The sequence below is a fragment of the Mycobacterium sp. NPDC048908 genome (genome assembly GCF_043197955.1).
GTDB lineage: Bacteria > Actinomycetota > Actinomycetes > Mycobacteriales > Mycobacteriaceae > Mycobacterium.
Window position 1 is genome coordinate 42,739 of sequence record NZ_JBICUE010000025.1, and the last position, 18,012, is coordinate 60,750.

At 67.4% G+C, this 18,012-nt stretch carries 16 protein-coding genes; 9 read left to right on the forward strand and 7 right to left on the reverse strand.

The window, feature by feature from the left end; translation table 11 throughout:
- Window positions 1-5 precede the first annotated feature (5 nt).
- The 6 genes from ACGFK1_RS31910 to ACGFK1_RS31935 form a co-directional block, all read right to left on the reverse strand.
- A complete protein-coding gene (locus tag ACGFK1_RS31910) occupies window positions 6-641 on the reverse strand; it encodes an urease accessory protein UreF (protein ID WP_393439476.1) in 636 nt (211 codons plus the stop codon).
- Entirely contained in the window at window positions 641-2,362 is a 1,722-nt protein-coding gene (locus ACGFK1_RS31915; protein WP_393439479.1) for an urease subunit alpha, read from the reverse strand. Before ACGFK1_RS31915 ends, ACGFK1_RS31910 begins: the two co-directional genes overlap by 1 nt.
- Complete coding sequence (locus tag ACGFK1_RS31920) at window positions 2,359-2,673, reverse strand: urease subunit beta (protein ID WP_393439557.1); 315 nt, start codon at window positions 2,671-2,673, stop codon at window positions 2,359-2,361. The genes ACGFK1_RS31915 and ACGFK1_RS31920 overlap by 4 nt, the downstream gene beginning before the upstream one ends.
- Before the next feature lie 32 nt (window positions 2,674-2,705).
- On the reverse strand, window positions 2,706-3,008 hold the full coding sequence (locus ACGFK1_RS31925) for an urease subunit gamma (protein ID WP_393439482.1): 303 nt from the start codon (window positions 3,006-3,008) through the stop codon (window positions 2,706-2,708).
- Between the two features lie 54 nt (window positions 3,009-3,062).
- Window positions 3,063-3,467 carry a PaaI family thioesterase gene (locus ACGFK1_RS31930; protein WP_393439485.1) on the reverse strand — a complete coding sequence of 135 codons (405 nt, stop codon included), beginning with the start codon at window positions 3,465-3,467 and terminating at the stop codon, window positions 3,063-3,065.
- Window positions 3,468-3,725: 258 nt separating this feature from the next.
- On the reverse strand, window positions 3,726-4,472 hold the full coding sequence (locus tag ACGFK1_RS31935) for an iron reductase (RefSeq protein WP_393439487.1): 747 nt from the start codon (window positions 4,470-4,472) through the stop codon (window positions 3,726-3,728).
- Window positions 4,473-4,689: 217 nt separating this feature from the next.
- Between ACGFK1_RS31935 and ACGFK1_RS31940 the strand changes: the two genes are divergently transcribed.
- From ACGFK1_RS31940 to ACGFK1_RS31980, 9 genes are all read left to right on the forward strand, one after another.
- Entirely contained in the window at window positions 4,690-5,106 is a 417-nt protein-coding gene (locus tag ACGFK1_RS31940; RefSeq protein WP_393439490.1) for a BlaI/MecI/CopY family transcriptional regulator, read from the forward strand.
- A 14-nt stretch (window positions 5,107-5,120) separates the two neighbouring features.
- Complete coding sequence (locus ACGFK1_RS31945; protein WP_393439493.1) at window positions 5,121-6,071, forward strand: M56 family metallopeptidase; 951 nt, start codon at window positions 5,121-5,123, stop codon at window positions 6,069-6,071.
- 51 nt (window positions 6,072-6,122) lie between these two features.
- Window positions 6,123-7,586, forward strand: coding sequence for an NADP-dependent phosphogluconate dehydrogenase (gene gndA / locus ACGFK1_RS31950; protein ID WP_393439496.1), 1,464 nt, complete (start codon window positions 6,123-6,125; stop codon window positions 7,584-7,586).
- Window positions 7,587-7,685: 99 nt separating this feature from the next.
- Complete coding sequence (locus ACGFK1_RS31955) at window positions 7,686-9,125, forward strand: GuaB1 family IMP dehydrogenase-related protein (RefSeq protein ID WP_393439498.1); 1,440 nt, start codon at window positions 7,686-7,688, stop codon at window positions 9,123-9,125.
- Between the two features lie 176 nt (window positions 9,126-9,301).
- The gene (locus ACGFK1_RS31960) at window positions 9,302-10,672 is read left to right on the forward strand and encodes a hemolysin family protein (protein ID WP_393439501.1); all 1,371 of its coding nucleotides are present in this window, start codon (window positions 9,302-9,304) and stop codon (window positions 10,670-10,672) included.
- Window positions 10,665-11,717 (forward strand): hemolysin family protein, encoded by a 1,053-nt coding sequence (locus ACGFK1_RS31965; protein WP_393439504.1) that lies wholly within the window; start codon window positions 10,665-10,667, stop codon window positions 11,715-11,717. The genes ACGFK1_RS31960 and ACGFK1_RS31965 overlap by 8 nt, the downstream gene beginning before the upstream one ends.
- Window positions 11,710-12,666: a 3-methyladenine DNA glycosylase gene (locus ACGFK1_RS31970; RefSeq protein WP_393439507.1), complete on the forward strand. Its 957-nt coding sequence runs from the start codon at window positions 11,710-11,712 to the stop codon at window positions 12,664-12,666. The genes ACGFK1_RS31965 and ACGFK1_RS31970 overlap by 8 nt, the downstream gene beginning before the upstream one ends.
- 81 nt (window positions 12,667-12,747) lie before the next feature.
- The gene (locus ACGFK1_RS31975) at window positions 12,748-14,961 is read left to right on the forward strand and encodes a malate synthase G (protein WP_393439510.1); all 2,214 of its coding nucleotides are present in this window, start codon (window positions 12,748-12,750) and stop codon (window positions 14,959-14,961) included.
- A gap of 14 nt (window positions 14,962-14,975) precedes the next feature.
- The gene (locus ACGFK1_RS31980; RefSeq protein WP_393439513.1) at window positions 14,976-17,114 is read left to right on the forward strand and encodes a hypothetical protein; all 2,139 of its coding nucleotides are present in this window, start codon (window positions 14,976-14,978) and stop codon (window positions 17,112-17,114) included.
- On the opposite strand, the gene ACGFK1_RS31985 is transcribed toward ACGFK1_RS31980, so the two are convergent.
- Complete coding sequence (locus tag ACGFK1_RS31985) at window positions 17,111-17,986, reverse strand: alpha/beta fold hydrolase (protein ID WP_393439516.1); 876 nt, start codon at window positions 17,984-17,986, stop codon at window positions 17,111-17,113. The genes ACGFK1_RS31980 and ACGFK1_RS31985 overlap by 4 nt on opposite strands.
- Window positions 17,987-18,012: the final 26 nt, after the last annotated feature.

Below are 18,012 nucleotides of genomic sequence, written 5' to 3' on the forward strand. Positions count from 1 at the left end.
GCCTTTCACGAGACGAACAACGGGCGCTCGCGTTGGCTGTGCCGTTGGGCCAGCGTGTCGAGCAGCGGATCGGACAGGTCGGCCAGCCCCTTGGCGGCCTCGGTGGCGGTCGCCTCGCACAGTGATGCCAGGTCGAAGGTCACGGCCGCGACGTCGCCGGGGTCCAGCGCCAGCAATCGCTGTGCTGCAGTCGCTGATCCGGTCATCGTGGTGTAGACGACGGATATCGCGGTCTGATCGGGGTTCAGGCCGCTGGCCCTGCCGACCGCGCCGGCCGCGACGGCCAGGTGGGGTGTGGTCCCGAGGGGCCGCCAGTCATCATCGGGCCACACCCGGCGCGCAAGTCGTGCCAGCCCACGACCCTGAGCCCGCGACGCCTGCCGCGCCGCGGGAGCCGGTGTGCGGGCGTCGGTTTCGCGGTCGGCGTGTTCGACGCTCAGACTTGCCGCGTGGACGGCCACGGCCAGCGACGCCGTCACAAGACCGTGCGTGCGGATCCTGCGCCGCAGGTATGCCCGCAGCGTCGCCAAATCGACCACCAAACCCGAGGTGACCGCTTCCTCGACACCGCCGGAGTGCACATGCCCGCCGGTGGGCAACCGCGAGTCGGCGAGCGTCAGCAGTGTCGACAGGTTGGTCATCAGAACAGGAAAAAGCGTTGGGCCATGGGCAGTTCGGTGGCGGGCTGCTCCTGCCAGACCTCGCCATCGATACGTACGGTGAAGGTGTCCGGATCGACCTCGATGTTCGGCATCGCGTCGTTGAGGGGCATCTGCGCCTTGCCGAGGTGCCGAACATCGTTGACCGGTACCAACTTTCGATCCACCGAAAGTCGATCGGCCAGTCCATCGTCGAGGGCCTGCGGTGCGACGAAATGCAGCGAGGTGGCCGCCGCCGCAGCCGGGGCGGCACCGAACATCGCTCGCGGCAGCACCGGTTGCGGGGTCGGGATCGACGCGTTGGCGTCGCCCATTGCCGCCCACGCGATCATGCCGCCCTTGAGCACCGCATGCGGACGCACCCCGAAAAATGCGGGCTCCCACAGCACGAGATCGGCCAGCTTGCCCACCTCGACCGAACCGACCTCATGGTCGATGCCGTGGGCGACGGCCGGGCAGATGGTGTACTTCGCGACATAGCGCCGCGCCCTGTTGTTGTCGGCAGGCCCGTCACCTTCCAGCGCGCCGCGGCGGCGCTTCATCACGTGCGCGGTCTGCCAGGTCCGGATGACGACCTCTCCGATGCGGCCCATCGCCTGCGCATCGCTGCCCATCATGGAGATCGCGCCCATGTCGTGAAGCAGGTCCTCGGCGGCGATGGTGGACGGCCGAATGCGGCTCTCCGCGAACGCCAGATCCTCGGGGACGCTGGGATTCAGGTGGTGACACACCATCAGCATGTCGAGGTGCTCGTCGAGGGTGTTGACGGTGTGCGGTCGGGTCGGGTTGGTCGAACTCGGCAACACGTTGGGGTGCGAGACCACCGTGATGATGTCGGGTGCGTGGCCGCCGCCCGCGCCCTCGGTGTGGTAGGCGTGGATCGACCGGCCCTTGATCGCGGCCAGCGTGTCCTCGACGAAGCCTGCCTCATTGAGCGTGTCGGTGTGGATGTTGACCTGCACACCCGCGGAATCGGCGACCGTCAGGCAGGCATCGATCGCCGCCGGGGTGGTTCCCCAGTCCTCGTGCAGCTTGAACCCGGCTGCCCCACCGCGCAATTGCTCCCACATCGCCTCCGCGCTGATGGTGTTGCCCTTGCCGAGCAGCGCGATGTTGAGCGGCCACGAGTCGAGTGACTCGAGCATGCGGGCCAGGTGCCAGGCGCCAGGGGTGACCGTGGTTGCCTTGCTGCCCTCCGCGGGGCCGGTGCCGCCCGCGACGATCGTGGTGATGCCGCCGCCGAGCGCCTCCGCCATGATCTGCGGACAGATCAGATGCACGTGACAGTCGATGGCGCCCGCGGTGACGATGCGCCCGTTGCCGGCGATGATTTCGGTGGACGGGCCGACCACCAGATCGGGATGGACGCCGGGCATGATGTCCGGGTTGCCTGCCTTGCCGATCGCGACCACGCGGCCGTCGCGGATACCGATGTCGGCCTTGATGATTCCCCAATGGTCCAGGATCACCGCGCCGGTGATGACGGTGTCGGGTGCACCGTCGGCGCGGGTGGCACGACCCTGACCCATCGACTCGCGCAGCACCTTGCCGCCGCCGAACACCGCTTCGTCGCCTGCCAGTCCGGGACCGCCGCTGCGGTCCTCGGTGATCTCGATGAACAGGTCGGTGTCGGCGAGTCGAATCCGGTCACCCGTCGTCGGCCCGAACAGCGCCGCGTAGCGGGCCCGCGACAATGCCGTCACCGGGCGTCCAACCGGCCGGGCGGTGTCAACGTCAGCCCGTGCACCTCACGCGAACCGCTCAGCGGAACCAGCGAAACCTGCTGGGCAACACCGGGTTCGAAGCGCACCGCGGTCCCTGCCGGGATGTCGAGGCGGTGGCCGTGCGCGGCGTCGCGGTCGAACCGCAGCGCGGAATTGGCCTGCGGCAGGTGCACATGGCTTCCCACCTGGACGGGTCGATCGCCGGTGTTGACGACGTCGAGGGTCAACCGCTTCGCACCGGTGTTGATCTCGATGTCTTTGTCGCCGTAGACGATTTCACCGGGCTTCATTGATGCGCGATCCGCCTTCGGCTTCTCGCTGGTCATGCGATCGGCTGGTGCACGGTGACGAGTTTGGTGCCATCCGGAAACGTGGCCTCCACCGCAACGTCGTCGAGCATCTCGGGCACGCCCTCCATGACGTCGTCGCGCGACAGCACGTCGCGGCCGCTGACCATCAACTCGGCGACGGTGCGACCGTCGCGCGCGCCCTCGAGCAGGTGATCGGTTATCAACGCGACGGCCTCGGGGTGGTTCAGTCGCAGCCCACGACCCTGGCGCCGGCGCGCGAGTTCCGCGGCATAGGAGATGAGCAGCCGGTCCTGTTCATGCGGTGTCAAACGCATAGCGAGGCATACTGCCACGCTGCGGCGGACTCAGCAGTCCACGAAATACGGCTGTTACTCGGGCGAAATGTTCTGCAGCCGGACCTGACCGCGTGCGACGACACGATCGTCGTCGTCGGTGATCGTGATCAACCACAGCTGCTGGCGGCGACCGCGGTGGATCGGCGTCGAAACCGCGGTCACCGCACCCGCGGAGATCGCGCGCAGGAAGTCGGTGTTGTTGTTGACGCCGACGACGTGCCCGCCCCCGTTTTCGAGCAGCCACACCTGTCCGGAGACACTGGCCAGGCCTTCGACGATCGAGCAGTACACACCGCCGTGCACGATGCCCCATGGCTGCAGCAGCTTGTCCTTGATCTCCAACCGCGCCCGGCCGCCGTCCGGGGTGAGCTCGAGGTACTCGAGCCCGAGTTCGTTGTCGAATCCCTTGCCGAGTTGGCCGGCTACGTCCGTGGTCACGAGGTTGTGTCTACACGGCGACGACGCCGCCTCGGCGAGGGCCCCGGGCGTCGGCTACACCGAGGTCTACAACATGGGCTCGTTCACGGAATGGGCAGACTGCGGCGGGACCGGTCGAGAAGTAGGCGAAAAGCGGGCAGGCCCCACGCCGATGGCGCGGGGCCTGCCCTCGAGTGGACCGGGAGTCTCTGCAGCCCTCAGGACTCCGGCGCGGTCCGGTGATTCGCTTCGAACAGGAAGAGAATAGGCAAGGCTTCCCTAATTGAGCAAGGCCTTGCGTGCGCTCGGTCTGCTGGTGCCCCGCACCGCAAGCCCGAATCCGAGGAACGCGTCGAGGACGGCCTGCGCGCGCCGCATGCTCGTCAGCTCGCTGGACCCGGCCAGCAGTGGAACTTGGGTGGCCGCGCTGACCACCGCGCCGCCCACGATGTGCCACATCGACGCCATCGGCATGGCGTCACCGCAGATGTCGGTCAGCCGCGCGAAGAGCGGCGCCAGCGCACGGTGGCTGCGATGCGCGACCCAGGTCGTCAACGCGGCCTCGCTGGGCAGTGTGACGATGCCGTCGTCACTGGCCGCGGGATCATCGGGCAGGGCCCGCAATTGGGGATCGACGACGCCGACCCAGTCGATGGCGCCCTCGGAGTCAACATGCACCCAGAGGTTCTCAAGGCCGGTGTCCCAGGCGCGGCCTTCGAGGACGAGCAGTGGCAGCACGCGGCCGACGACCACGTGGGCCAGGGTGGCCGCGAGTTGCTGAGCGATTGCAGCGCGGCTGTCGGTCTCCGCGGCGGCGATGTCGAACATCGTCTGCAGGCGGTCACCCGTGACGGCCTCCGCCAGTGGCCACCACCGGCGCCGCGAAAGGTCGGCCATCACCGCGACGCCGTAGACCCGCGGACATCCGGGATACAGCTCGCGCAGCCTGCGACTCGACTCATGTAATGGCAGCGGCCGCCGGATCGCCATGCTCGCGATGAGCGGATCCTCGATCAGAACCGTCACTGAACCTCCCGATCTGCAGTTAGGTTAGCCTTACTATAGTCACGGGATGATCAGGGGCTACCCCCTGTGACTCGACTCACAAGGGAGATGGAGGGTCCGATGACCACGGCCGGAACCGTGTGCGGCACTCCGACCGTTGTTCTGACGCGTTCGATACGACGCACCGTAGTAACGCCGTAGTACCCTGGATCTACTGCCCGTAGGAGATGAACGGAACATGGCAAAGTTGACGCGTCTTGGGGAACTCGAACGCGCTGTGATGGACCACCTGTGGTCCTCCCGCGAGCCCCAAACCGTGCGCCAGGTCCACGAGGAACTGTCGGCCCACCGCGATCTGGCCTACACGACGATCATGACCGTGCTGCAGCGGCTGGCGAAAAAGAACCTTGTCGTCCAGCATCGCGACGATCGCGCGCACCGGTACGCCCCGATGCATGGCCGGGACGAACTGGTCGCCGGCCTGATGGTCGACGCGCTAGACCAGGCCGCTGACTCCGGCAGTCGTGAAGCCGCGCTGGTGCATTTCGTCGAGCGAGTCGGCGCCGACGAGGCCGCGGCACTGCGTCGCGCACTGGCCGAGTTGGAAAGTAAGCACGGCCAGGCCCCGCCCGCTGGTAATCCGGGCACCGCCTGAGAAATACTGACAGCGTGTCCGCGCTGGCCTTCACCATTGTCGCGCTGGTGCTGTCGGGACCGGTCCCGGCAGTGCTGGCGCGGGCGTCGTGGCCGCTGCGCGCTCCACGAGCGGCGATCGTGCTGTGGCAGTCGATCGCACTCGCCGCGGTGTTGTCGGCGTTTTCTGCGGGCATCGCGATCGCCAGTAGGCTCTTCGTCCCTGGACCCGACGGTCGCCCCACCGCGACGGTCACCAGTGAGATCGACGCACTCGGCTGGCCGCTCTGGGGCGCACTCGTCACCGTTTTCGCGCTCACGCTGGTGATCGGCGCGCGGCTGACCTTCGCCGTGGTGCAGGTGGCGATCGCCACCAGGCGCAGGCGCGCGCACCACCGGATGATGGTCGACCTGCTCGACATGTCACATGAGTCGACCCCGCCCCACGTCTGTACCAAGGCCAGCGGCCTACGGATCCTCGATGTCAAGCAGCCGCTGGCCTACTGCCTGCCGGGTGTGCGCAGTCGCGTGGTGGTCAGCGAGGGCACACTGAAGTCCTTGTCGGACAACGAGATCGACGCGATTCTCAGCCATGAGAACGCGCACCTGCGGGCCCGTCACGACCTGGTGCTGGAGATGTTCACCGCGGTGCACGCCGCATTCCCGCGGTTCGTTCGAAGCGGCAACGCGCTCGACGCGGTCCGCATGCTCATCGAGATGCTCGCCGACGACGCCGCCGTCCGCGTCGCGGGCCCTACTCCCCTTGCGCGTGCCCTGGTTGCCTGCGCAGCCGGGCGCACCCCCTCGGGTGCGCTTGCCGCAAGCGGCCCCACCACCCTGCTGCGAGTGCGCCGCCTCGGTGGAGAACCCAACAGCCGCATCGTCGCCGCTACCGCTTACATCGCCGCAGCCGCCGTGCTGGTGGTGCCCACCCTGGCGCTGGCGGTGCCGTGGCTGACGGAATTGCATCGGCTGTTCACCGCGTAGTGATAAGTAGCCGATAACTCACCCACAACAAAACAACGAAAGGCCGCCCGCATGAGCTCGTCTGAAACCTCCGACACCACCGGCACCGCTCAGATCGGGGTCACCGGCTTGGCCGTCATGGGCTCCAACATCGCGCGTAACTTCGCCAGGCACGGCTACACCGTCGCGCTGCACAACCGGTCGGTGGCCAAGACAGACGCACTGCTGGCCGCACACGGTTCGGAAGGCAAGTTCGTCCGCAGCGAGACCATCCCGGAGTTTCTTGCCGCCCTGGAGAAGCCGCGGCGGGTACTGATCATGGTCAAGGCGGGCGATCCGACCGACGCCGTCATCAACGAACTCGCCGACGCGATGGAAGAAGGCGACATCATCATCGACGGCGGCAACGCCCTCTACACCGACACGATTCGCCGCGAGAAGGCGATGCGCGACCGCGGTCTGCACTTTGTGGGCGCAGGCATCTCCGGCGGCGAGGAGGGCGCGTTGAACGGACCGTCGATCATGCCCGGCGGGCCGGCCGAGTCGTACAAATCGCTCGGCCCACTGCTGGAGGAGATCTCCGCGCACGTCGACGGCGTGCCCTGCTGCACCCACATCGGCCCCGACGGTGCTGGGCACTTCGTGAAGATGGTGCACAACGGCATCGAGTACTCCGATATGCAACTCATCGGCGAGGCCTATCAGCTGATGCGCGACGGCCTCGGCAAGACCGCATCCGAGATGGCCGACGTCTTCGCCGAGTGGAACAAGGGCGACCTCGACAGCTTTCTCATCGAGATCACCGCGGAGGTGCTGCGGCAGACCGATGCCAAGACGGGTAAGCCGCTCGTCGACGTCATCGTCGACGAGGCCGAGCAGAAGGGCACCGGCCGCTGGACGGTGAAGTCCGCGCTCGACCTCGGCATACCGGTCACCGGCATCGCCGAGGCGGTGTTCGCCCGTGCACTGTCGGGTTCCGTGCCCCAACGGCGCGCCACCACCGGCCTGGCGGCCGGCGGCCTCGGCGAAAAGCCAAGTGACGCAGACAAATTCATCGAGGATGTGCACCAAGCGCTGTACGCCTCGAAGATCATTGCTTACGCGCAGGGCTTCAACCAACTGCAGGCCGGTAGCGCCGAATACGACTGGGGCATCGATCTCGGCGGTGTCGCCACCATCTGGCGCGGCGGCTGCATCATCCGCGCGAAGCTGCTCAACCCGATCAAGGAAGCCTTCGACGAGGACCCGAACCTCCCGACGCTGATCGGCGCGCCCTTCTTCCGCAGCGCGCTCGAGTCGGCGATCGACAGTTGGCGGCGCGTGGTCGTCACCGCCACCCAACTGGGCATCCCGATTCCGGGCTTCTCCTCGGCGCTGTCGTACTACGACGCGCTTCGCACCGAGCGACTGCCGGCGGCGCTGACCCAGGGGCTGCGCGACTTCTTCGGCGCGCACACCTACTCGCGCATCGACAGCGATCACGACAAGAAGTTCCACACGCTGTGGAGCGGCGACCGCAGCGAAGTCGAGGCCTAGTTTTCCGGCCGCGAGCAGACGCGAACCCGCATCGTTTCGGCCCGTTTGGTGCGATTTTGCGTCTGCTCGGCGGGGCTGCGGGGCCGACTAGACTCGCAGGTGATGCGATTTCTTGACGGCCACCGGCCGGCCTACGACCTGACCTACAACGACGTCTTCATCCTGCCCGGACGATCGGACGTGCAATCGCGGTTCGACGTCGACCTGTCGACCGGCGATGGGTCGGGCACCACCATCCCCGTCGTGGTGGCGAACATGACGGCGGTGGCAGGCCGGCGGATGGCCGAAACGGTGGCACGCCGCGGTGGCCTCGTGGTGCTGCCCCAGGATCTGCCGATCTCGGCGGTCAAGCAGACCGTCGACTTCGTCAAGAGCCGCGATCTGGTCGCCGACACACCGGTGGTGCTCTCGCCCGACGATTCCGTGTCCGATGCGATGGCGCTGATCCACAAGCGGGCCCACGGCGCCGCGGTGGTGGCGTTCGAGGGCAGGCCGATCGGGCTGGTCACCGAGTCCGGCTGCGTCGGCGTCGACCGGTTCACCCGGGTCCGCGACGTCGCGATCGCCGATTTCGTCAGCGCGCCCACGGGCACTGACCCGCGCAAGGTCTTCGATCTGCTCGAGCACGCCCCTGTTGATTTGGCCGTGCTGACCCAACCCGACGGCACGCTGGCCGGCGTGCTGACCAGGACCGGCTCGGTCCGGGCGGGCATCTACACCCCCGCCGTCGACGACAAGGGCCGGTTACGCATCGCCGCCGCGGTCGGCATCAACGGCGACGTCGGCGGCAAGGCCCGCGCGCTGGTCGAGGCGGGAGTGGACCTGCTGGTGATCGACACCGCGCACGGCCACCAGGTCAGGATGCTCGAGGCGATCAAGTCGGTGTCGTCGTTAGACCTCGGGGTGCCCATCGCCGCAGGCAACGTGGTGTCGGCGGAAGGCACGCACGACCTGATCACCGCAGGCGCGTCGATCGTCAAGGTCGGGGTCGGGCCCGGCGCGATGTGCACCACCAGGATGATGACCGGCGTCGGGCGGCCGCAGTTCTCCGCTGTGGTCGAATGCGCCACGGCGGCAAGGCAACTCGGCGGTCATGTGTGGGCCGACGGCGGGGTTCGTCACCCCCGCGATGTGGCACTGGCGCTGGCAGCGGGCGCGTCGAACGTGATGATCGGGTCGTGGTTCGCGGGCACCTACGAATCGCCTGGTGATCTGATGCGCGACCGCGAGGACCAGCCGTTCAAGGAAAGCTACGGGATGGCGTCCAAACGCGCCGTCGCCGCGCGCACCGCGGGAGACAGTGCGTTCGACCGCGCCCGAAAGGCGTTGTTCGAGGAGGGCATTTCGACGTCGCGGATGGGCCTCGACCCGACCCGCGGCGGGGTCGAGGACCTGCTCGACCACATCACCTCCGGTGTACGCAGCACGTGCACCTACGTCGGCGCCGCGACCATTGCGGAGTTGCACGACAAGGTCGTCCTCGGGGTGCAATCCGCCGCCGGGTTTGCCGAGGGTCACCCGCTGCCCACCGGATGGTGAGGCCAGGCGGTCGAGGCGGCTACCATAGATTTTTCTTGACGCCTACTCGAAAGGGACCCTGTGCCGCAGGCACCCGTCGAGGCCGTCGGGCCTGCTGAGTGGCCCGAGCCTTCCGACGCCGAGCCGTCCCCTAGTCGGCCGGGCACGCGGCCCGGCGAGTTCTTGGCGAGGACGCGATGAGCGTCGTGTACACCGTGCTCGCGGTGCTGGCGTTCCTGGTGCTGACCGCGGGAACCGCGCTGTTCGTCTCGGCGGAGTTCTCGCTGACCGCGCTGGAACGCAGCACCGTCGACGCGAACGCCCGCAGCGGCGGCCGCCGCGACCAACTCGTACAGCGCGCGCATCGCACCCTGTCGTTTCAGCTGTCCGGGGCCCAGGTCGGCATCTCGATCACCACGTTGATCACCGGTTATCTCGCCGAGCCGTTGGTGGCTCACCTACTCGAGCCGGTGTTCGCGGCGACCGCGTTGTCCAAAGAGGTGGCCAGTGGGCTGGCGCTGGTGCTGGCGCTGCTGATCGCCACGTCGGTCTCGATGGTGTTCGGTGAGCTGGTCGCCCAATATCTCGCCGTCGCCAAGCCGCTGGCGGTCGCGAGGGTGGTCGCGGGCCCGCAGGTGTTGTTCTCGATGGTGGTCGCTCCGCTGATTCACCTGACCAATGGCTCCGCGAACTGGATACTGCGTCGTCTCGGCATCGAGCCTGCAGAGGAATTGCGCTCGGCGCGGTCGCCGCAGGAGCTCGGGTCGCTGGTGCGCAACTCGGCCCGGCACGGGTCGCTGGACCCGGTCACCGCCACCTTGGTGGATCGCTCGCTGCAGTTCGGCTCGCGGACGGCAGAGGAACTGATGACGCCCCGAACCGAGATCGTCATGCTGGAGGTCGACGACACGGTCGCCGACCTGGTCGAGGCGGCGATCCAGAGCGGTTATTCGCGATTCCCGATCGTCGACGGCGATCTCGACGAGACCACCGGAATCGTGCACGTCAAACAGGTCTTCGAAGTACCCCCGGAGCTGCACAAGAGGACACGGCTGACTGCGCTGGCGCAGCCGGTCGCGCGGGTGCCATCGACACTGGACGGTGACGACGTGATGGCCCAGCTGCGCGCCAACGGCCTGCAGACCGCGTTGGTGGTCGACGAGTACGGCGGCACTGCGGGCATGGTGACGGTCGAGGACGTCATCGAGGAGATCGTCGGCGACATCCGCGACGAACACGACGAGCCGACCGCAGACGTGGTGCAGGCCGGCCAGGGCTGGCATGTCTCGGGTCTGCTGCGCATCGACGAGGTCGCCGGCGCCACCGGATTCCGGGCTTCGGAGGGCGAATACGAGACGATCGGCGGGCTGGTGCTGCAACTGCTCGGGCACATCCCCGAGGAGGGCGAGTCGGTCGAGTTGACGGCGTTCGACCCGGACGGGCCCATCGACGACCCGATGCGCTGGCTTGCGACCGTGGTCCGGATGGACGGCAGACGCATCGACCAACTCGAACTCACCCAGCTCGGTCGAGGCGACGACGACGGACAGGGCGATACCGATGGGTGACTTCCTCGGCGTCATCCTGACCATCGCGTTGTTGGCGGCCAACGCGTTTTTCGTCGGTGCGGAGTTCGCGCTGATCTCGGCGCGCCGCGACCGCCTCGAGACCCTGGCCGAGCAGGGCAAGCGCAGCGCGGTGACCGTGATCCGGGCCGGCGAGAATCTGCCGCTGATGCTGGCGGGCGCCCAACTGGGCATCACGATCTGCTCGATCCTGCTCGGCCGCGCCGGGGAGCCTGCGGTCGCCCACCTGCTCGAGCGGCCGTTTCACCTGCTCGGCATCCCCGACACCGTGCTGCACACGGTGTCCTTCGTCATCGCCATCACCATCGTCGTGGTGCTGCACGTGCTTCTCGGTGAGATGGTGCCGAAGAACATCGCGATCGCCGGTCCGGAGTCGGCGGCCATGCTGCTGGTGCCGCCGTACCTGTTGTGGGTGCGCGTCGCGCGACCCGTCATCGCGGTCTACGACTGGTGTGCCCACGTGACCCTGCGCATGTTCGGAGTGCAGGCGAAAACCGAACTGGAGAACACGGTTTCAAGCGTCGAGCTCTCGGAGATGATCGCCGAGTCGCTGTCGGAGGGGCTGCTGGATCCCGAGGAGCACAACCGGTTGTCGCGGGCGCTGAGGATCCGCAATCGGGTTGTTCGCGATGTCGCGATGCCGCTGAGCGACGTGCGCACGGTGCCGGTGGCCGGTGACGGGTCGGGGCCGACGGTCGCCGCGATCCAGAGCGCGCTGGCCGAGACCGGCTACTCGCGGTTCCCGGTCGTCGATTCCCGCGACCGGTTCATCGGCTATGTGCACATCAAAGACGTGCTGGCGCTGGTCGACAACCCGGACGCGGTGGTCGGCCCCGACACGGTGCGGCCGCTGCCGGAGGTCGCCGAGACGACCTCGCTGCCGGACGCCCTTTCGCTGCTGCGGCGCAACAACAGCCACCTGGCGTCGGTGACCGGCGCCGATGGCGCAGTGTCGGCGATGGTGACGCTGGAAGACCTTGTCGAGGACGTGGTGGGCGCCGTCCGCGACAGGACACACCATGCCTGATGTCGGGCGGTGCCCGACGGTGCCTGATGTCGGGCGGTGCCCGACGGTGCCTGATGTCGGGCACCGCCCGACGGTGCCTGATGTCGTGCTCACCGAACCCGACTGGACCGCACGCGAACGACGGCACCAGGCTCGGGTCGACGAATTCTGTGAGCCTCATCGCCACCGGGCCCGGGTCGGCGAGGCCCATCCGGTGTGGGACTTCCTGTGGACGTACTACAGCCTGCGGCCACGGCAACTGCGGATCTGGCATCCCGGTTTCGGCGCGACGCTGACCGGCGCGGCGGCCGAGCGCCATCTGAGCCGGGCCGGATACGGGCGCTCACCCCGCGGGGTGGCGGTGACAAGCGATCACCTGCGGGCGCGAGCGGACACGGTGCGGTTCATCGCCCTGCTGCTGCACGCGACCGCGTCGCGTCCGGGGCGACTCAACTGCTTCGGGATGCACGAGTGGGCAATGGTGTACCGAGCGCCCGCCGTGCGGCACGCGCACGTGCCACTGCGGCTCGGGCAAGCGGGTACCGACACCGTCGTCGAGTCGATGCCGTTGCGCTGCAGCCATTTTGACGCGTACCGCTTCTTCACAGAGCCCGCAGTGGGACGCAACGTCGAGCGGCTCACCCGCGACGGCCAGGTGGCCGCGGAGCAACCCGCGTGCGTGCACGCGAACATGGATCTGTACAAGTGGGCGTTCAAGCTCGGTCCGCTGGTGCCATCGGAGTTGGTGATGGACTGCCTGGAACTCGCAGCGCGTGCCCGTTCGCTGGATATGCGCGCCAGCCCCTATGATCTCCGCGACTACGGATTCGACGCGATCCCCGTTGAGACGCCAGCTGGTCGCGCCGAGTATGTCCGAGCCCAGCAGAGCATTGCTGAGCAGGCCGCGCCGCTGCGGGCCACCTTGGCCTCGTGGTGTGACCTGCTGCTGACCGCCGCTGCTGGCGAATAACCCCAGTTACAGCTGGGTAAGCTGGATCGACGGCTTAGGAGGAAATATGGCCAGCGAGCAAGGAATGAAGGCGGATCGCGCATGACCAATCGCGTGACAGTGGGTAACTTGCGTGTCGCCCAGGTGCTCTACGACTTCATCAACAACGAGGCGCTGCCGGGCACCGACATCGACCCGGACAGCTTCTGGGCCGGTGTCGACAAGGTGGTCACCGACCTCAGTCCGCAGAACCAGGACCTGCTCACCCGCCGCGACGACCTGCAGGCGCAGCTAGACAAGTATCACCGCCAGCACGTGATCGAGCCGCTGGATCCCGACGGCTACAAGCAGTTCCTCACCGACATCGGCTATCTGCAGCCGGAGCCGGACGACTTCACCATCGCCACCGCCGGAGTGGACGACGAGATCACCACCACGGCGGGCCCGCAGCTGGTCGTGCCGATCCTCAACGCACGGTTCGCGCTGAACGCGGCCAATGCGCGCTGGGGTTCGCTGTACGACGCGCTCTACGGCACCGACGTCATCTCCGAGGACGACGGCGCCGAGAAGGTGCGACCAGGTACCGACGGCGGATATAACCAAGTGCGCGGCGACAAGGTCATCGCGTATGCCCGCAACTTCCTCGACACGGCCGCTCCGCTTGCGTCCGGGTCGTGGAGCGACGCGACCGGCCTCAAGATCGACGACGGACAGCTGGTCATCGAGACGGGCGACGGATCCACCGGCCTCGCGACGCCCGAGCAGTTCGTCGGCTACACCGGCGAACTCGGCTCCCCACAGTGGTCGGTGCTGCTGCGCAACAACGGCCTGCACATCGAGGTCCTGGTGGACCCCGAATCCCCTGTCGGCTCGACCGACGCGGCAGGCATCAAGGATGTCGTGTTGGAGTCCGCGATCACCACGATCATGGACTTCGAGGACTCGGTGGCCGCCGTTGACGCCGACGACAAGGTGCTGGGCTACCGCAACTGGCTCGGCCTCAACAGGGGCGACCTCGCCGAGGACGTCACCAAAGACGGCAAGACATTCACGCGTGTCCTCAACCAGGACCGCGTCTACACCACACCCGACGGCGAGGGCGAGCTCACGCTGCCAGGACGCAGCCTGCTGTTCGTGCGCAACGTCGGGCACCTGATGACCAACGACGCGATCGTGAGAACCGAGGCCAACGGCGAGGAAACCGAGGTGTACGAGGGCATCCAGGACGCCCTGTTCACCAGTCTCATCGCGATCCACGGCCTGAAGGCCTCCGAGGCCAACGGACCGCTGGTCAACAGCCGCACCGGGTCGGTGTACATCGTGAAGCCCAAGATGCACGGCCCCGACGAGGTGGCCTACACCTGCGAGCTGTTCAGCCGCGTCGAGGACGTCCTCGGGCTGCCGCAGAACACGCTCAAGGTCGGCATCATGGACGAGGAGCGGCGCACCACCGTCAACCTCAAGGCCTGCATCAAGGCGGCCGTCGATCGGGTGGTGTTCATCAACACCGGCTTCCTCGACCGCACCGGCGACGAGATCCACACCTCGATGGAGGCCGGGCCGATGATCCGCAAGGGCGCGATGAAGAGCACCCAATGGATCGCCGCCTACGAGGACCAGAACGTCGACATCGGCCTTGCCACCGGTTTCTCCGGCAAGGCGCAGATCGGCAAGGGTATGTGGGCGATGACCGACCTGATGGCCGACATGGTCAAGCAGAAGATCGGTCAGCCGAAGGCCGGCGCCACCACCGCGTGGGTGCCGTCGCCGACGGCGGCCACCCTGCACGCCATGCACTACCACGAAGTCGACGTGTACGCGGTGCACAAGGAGCTGGAAGGCAAGCTTCGCACCAACGTCGACCAGCTGCTGACGGTTCCGCTGGCCAAAGAACTGGCGTGGGCGCCCGAGGAGATCCGCGAAGAGGTGGACAACAACTGCCAGTCCATCCTGGGCTATGTGGTGCGGTGGATCGATGCGGGCGTCGGCTGCTCGAAGGTGCCCGACATCCACGATGTGGCGCTGATGGAAGACCGTGCGACGCTGCGGATTTCGAGTCAGCTGCTGGCGAACTGGTTGCGGCACGGCGTGATCACCGAAGACGACGTCAAGGCAAGCCTGCGCAGGATGGCCGCGGTGGTCGACGAGCAGAACGCGAAGGATCCCGAATTCCGGCCGATGGCACCGGATCCCGAGGGCAGCATCGCATTCCAGGCCGCGCAGGAGCTGATCCTGTCCGGTGGCACGCAACCCAACGGCTACACCGAGCCGATCCTGCACCGGCGCCGACGCGAATACAAGGCAGCAACGCAGTGAGCGCAAGGGACTAAGTGGGCAGGCACAGCGCTCCCGATCCCGAGGATTCGGCCGACGAAGGCGTGCCGGACGAACCGCCGACTCAGCGGTTCGGTCGGCAGGAGCCCGCCGAAGGCGACTACGGTTCCGGTCACCGGCGTCCCGACGGCGGGTTCGACCTGCCGGGCTACAGCGAACCGTCCTATCCGCCACCCCCGTATCCCGACGACGACGACGAGCGGGGCTTCGACTCCGAATACGACGATTCCCGCTACCGGGACGCCGATTACGACGACGGTGTCTACGCCGACGCTGACTATGACCAAGACGACTACGACCAAGACGACGACGAGTACACCCGACCGGAACCCGCGGCGCACTTGGCCGAGTCTGACTCGAGGACGGGCCCGCAGCACAGCGGTGAATGGGAAGGCGGCGAATGGACCGGTAGCCACCGCGCGGTGACCACCAAGCGGCGCGGTGTCAGCGTCGGCGTGATCGTCGCACTGGTCGCGGTCGTGGTGCTGGTCGGCGCTTTCATCCTGTGGCGATTCTTCGGCGACGCGCTGTCACACCGCACGGATGCGCTGGCCGCACGGTGTGTGAACGGTGAACTCGCGGTTGCCGTGGTCGCCGATCCGTCGATCGCCGACGAAGTGCACAAGCTTGCGGACACTTTCAACGGCAGCGCCGCGCCGGTTGCCGACAAATGCGTGAAAGTGGGCGTCCGGCCAGCCGATTCCGATCAGGTCGTCGACGGCTTCATCGGGAAATGGCCCGCCGAACTCGGTGCGCAGCCCGCGCTGTGGATCCCGGCCAGTTCGATCTCCGAAGCCAGGCTCGAGGCTGCGGCAGGTCAGCAGACGGTCAGCGACAGCCGGTCGCTTGTCACCTCGCCCGTCGTGCTGGCGGTCCGCCCACAGCTCAAAGATGCCTTGGCACAACAAAAGTGGAGCGACCTGCCGGGGCTGCAGACCAACCAGACGGCGCTGGACGCGCTCAATCTGCCCGGCTGGGGTCCACTGCGGCTGGCGCTGCCGCTGCTAGGTAACGGTGATGCCTCCTATCTGGCCGCCGAGGCGGTGGCCGCTGCATCGGCGCCCCAGGGTCAGCCGGCCACCGCAGGCACCGGCGCGGTCAACACGTTGGTGGGCGGTCAGCCCAAGCTGGCCGACAACAAGCTGTCAACGGCCATGGACGCGTTGCTGAGCGCCGCCGATCCAGCCAGCGCGCAGGTGCACGCCGTGGTGACCACCGAACAGCAGCTGTTTCAGATGGCCGCCTCGACGCCTGACGTCAAAGGCAAGGTGACCTCATGGCTGCCCGCTGGGCCTGCCGCCGTCGCGGATTACCCGACGGTGCTGCTCAGCGGCCAATGGCTGTCGCAGGAGCAGGCCAGTGCGGCAAGCGAATTCGCCCGGTTCATGCGCAAGTCTGAGCAGCTGGCCGACTTCGCCAAGGCAGGGTTCCGCAGCGAGGGCCACACGCCGCCGAAGAGCGACGTGACGAATTTCGCGCCGCTGTCCGCGCCGGTGTCGGTGGGCGACACGTCGACGCGGGCGACGCTGGCCAACGCGCTGACGGCGCCCGCCGCGAGCCCGGCCGTGACGATCATGCTCGACCAGTCCATGCCGACCGAAGAAGGCGGCAAGTCTCGGGTGGCCAACGTGGTGGCGGCGCTCAACTCCCGGTTGCAGGCACTGCCGGGCAACGCGGCAGTGGGGTTGTGGACGTTCGACGGTGTCGAAGGCAGATCCGAAGTCAGCACCGGACCGTTGTCCGATCAGGTCAACGGGCAGCCACGCTCGGCGGCGTTGACCAGCGCGTTGAACTCGCAAACCGCCTCCGGTGGTGGGGCGGTGTCGTTCACCACGTTGCGGCTGATCTACGACCAAGCCAAGTCGAATTTCCGCCAGGGCCAGGACAACTCGATTCTGGTGATCACCGAAGGTCCGCACACCGACCAGTCCTTGGACGGTTCGGGTTTGCAGCAGTACATCCGCGGGGCATTCGACCAGGGCCGCCCCGTCGCGGTCAATGTCATCGACTTCGGCAACGACTCCGACCGCGCCACCTGGGAGGCCGTCGCGCAGGCCAGTGGCGGCAGCTACCAGAACGTGGCGAACTCGGCGTCGCCCGATCTGACCACCGCGATCACGCAGTTCCTCGGCTAGCGTGACGCCGTCGCGAGCAGGCTCAGCGCGGCGCGGGTGAACACCTCCGGCACCTCCACCTGCGGGTAGTGCCCGATCCCGGGTAGCTCGACAACATCTGCGCTGGGCCGCAATTCACGCAAACCGTCGAGCACGTTGGTGGTGGCCACCGGATCGTCGAGCGCCCACAGAAAACTCAGCGGCTTCGGCCAGTCGCGAACCGCGCCGTGCCAGCGGTCGGCGTAGCGCTCGCGTTCGTCGAGATACGAGATCAACAGGTGTGCGATGCGGTGGCCGTCGTTGTTGACGATCAGCGCCCACTGCGCATCGGCTTCGTCTGCGGCCAGCGGGTGCCCGGCACCGAACAACCGGCCGAATTCGTGTGTGAATCTGCCCTTGCTGGACAGCCGCGAGGCGATCGGGCCGAGCGGACTGCGCAGCAGCTTCTGAATGGGCCGCAAACTGGCGCGGTGCAAAATCACACTGCCGTTGCTGATGACCGCGCGCTGCAAATCAAAAGGCAACTGGCCGTGGATGTCTCGCACCAACAGCTCCGTCGTCACCGACGTCCCCATGTCGTGGGCGATCAGGTCGACGGGTCCGGACGTCTCGGACGCGACGACGGCCTGCACGATGTCGGCCTGCTCGAGCAGGCTGTATCGGTGTGGCCTCGGCTTGTCCGAGAGGCCGAAGCCGAGGAAGTCCAGCGTCAACCACGCCCGCCCCGCCAGATGCGGCACCACGTTTCGGTAATCGTAGGAACTCGACGGATAGCCGTGCAGCAGCAGGATCGTCGGGCCCTTCCCCTTGCCCGACCGTACGAACACCCTGCCTGCGGGTGTCGTCAACGACGCGCCGCCGTCGCGCCACTCGGCCACGCTCGCGGGCAACATTGCAGGGACGGTATCAGCACCGCGGC

What these genes read in the sequence shown, in the direction of transcription:
- ACGFK1_RS31910 (WP_393439476.1), bottom strand. Translation starts at nt 641, where the DNA reads ATGACCAACCTGTCGACACTGCTGACGCTCGCCGACTCGCGGTTGCCC.
- ACGFK1_RS31920 (WP_393439557.1), bottom strand. Translation starts at nt 2,673, where the DNA reads ATGAAGCCCGGTGAAATCGTCTACGGCGACAAAGACATCGAGATCAAC.
- ACGFK1_RS31925 (WP_393439482.1), bottom strand. Translation starts at nt 3,008, where the DNA reads ATGCGTTTGACACCGCATGAACAGGACCGGCTGCTCATCTCCTATGCC.
- ACGFK1_RS31940 (WP_393439490.1), top strand. Translation starts at nt 4,690, where the DNA reads ATGGCAAAGTTGACGCGTCTTGGGGAACTCGAACGCGCTGTGATGGAC.
- gndA (WP_393439496.1), top strand. Translation starts at nt 6,123, where the DNA reads ATGAGCTCGTCTGAAACCTCCGACACCACCGGCACCGCTCAGATCGGG.
- ACGFK1_RS31960 (WP_393439501.1), top strand. Translation starts at nt 9,302, where the DNA reads ATGAGCGTCGTGTACACCGTGCTCGCGGTGCTGGCGTTCCTGGTGCTG.
- ACGFK1_RS31965 (WP_393439504.1), top strand. Translation starts at nt 10,665, where the DNA reads ATGGGTGACTTCCTCGGCGTCATCCTGACCATCGCGTTGTTGGCGGCC.
- ACGFK1_RS31970 (WP_393439507.1), top strand. Translation starts at nt 11,710, where the DNA reads ATGCCTGATGTCGGGCGGTGCCCGACGGTGCCTGATGTCGGGCGGTGC.
- ACGFK1_RS31975 (WP_393439510.1), top strand. Translation starts at nt 12,748, where the DNA reads ATGACCAATCGCGTGACAGTGGGTAACTTGCGTGTCGCCCAGGTGCTC.
- ACGFK1_RS31985 (WP_393439516.1), bottom strand. Translation starts at nt 17,986, where the DNA reads ATGTTGCCCGCGAGCGTGGCCGAGTGGCGCGACGGCGGCGCGTCGTTG.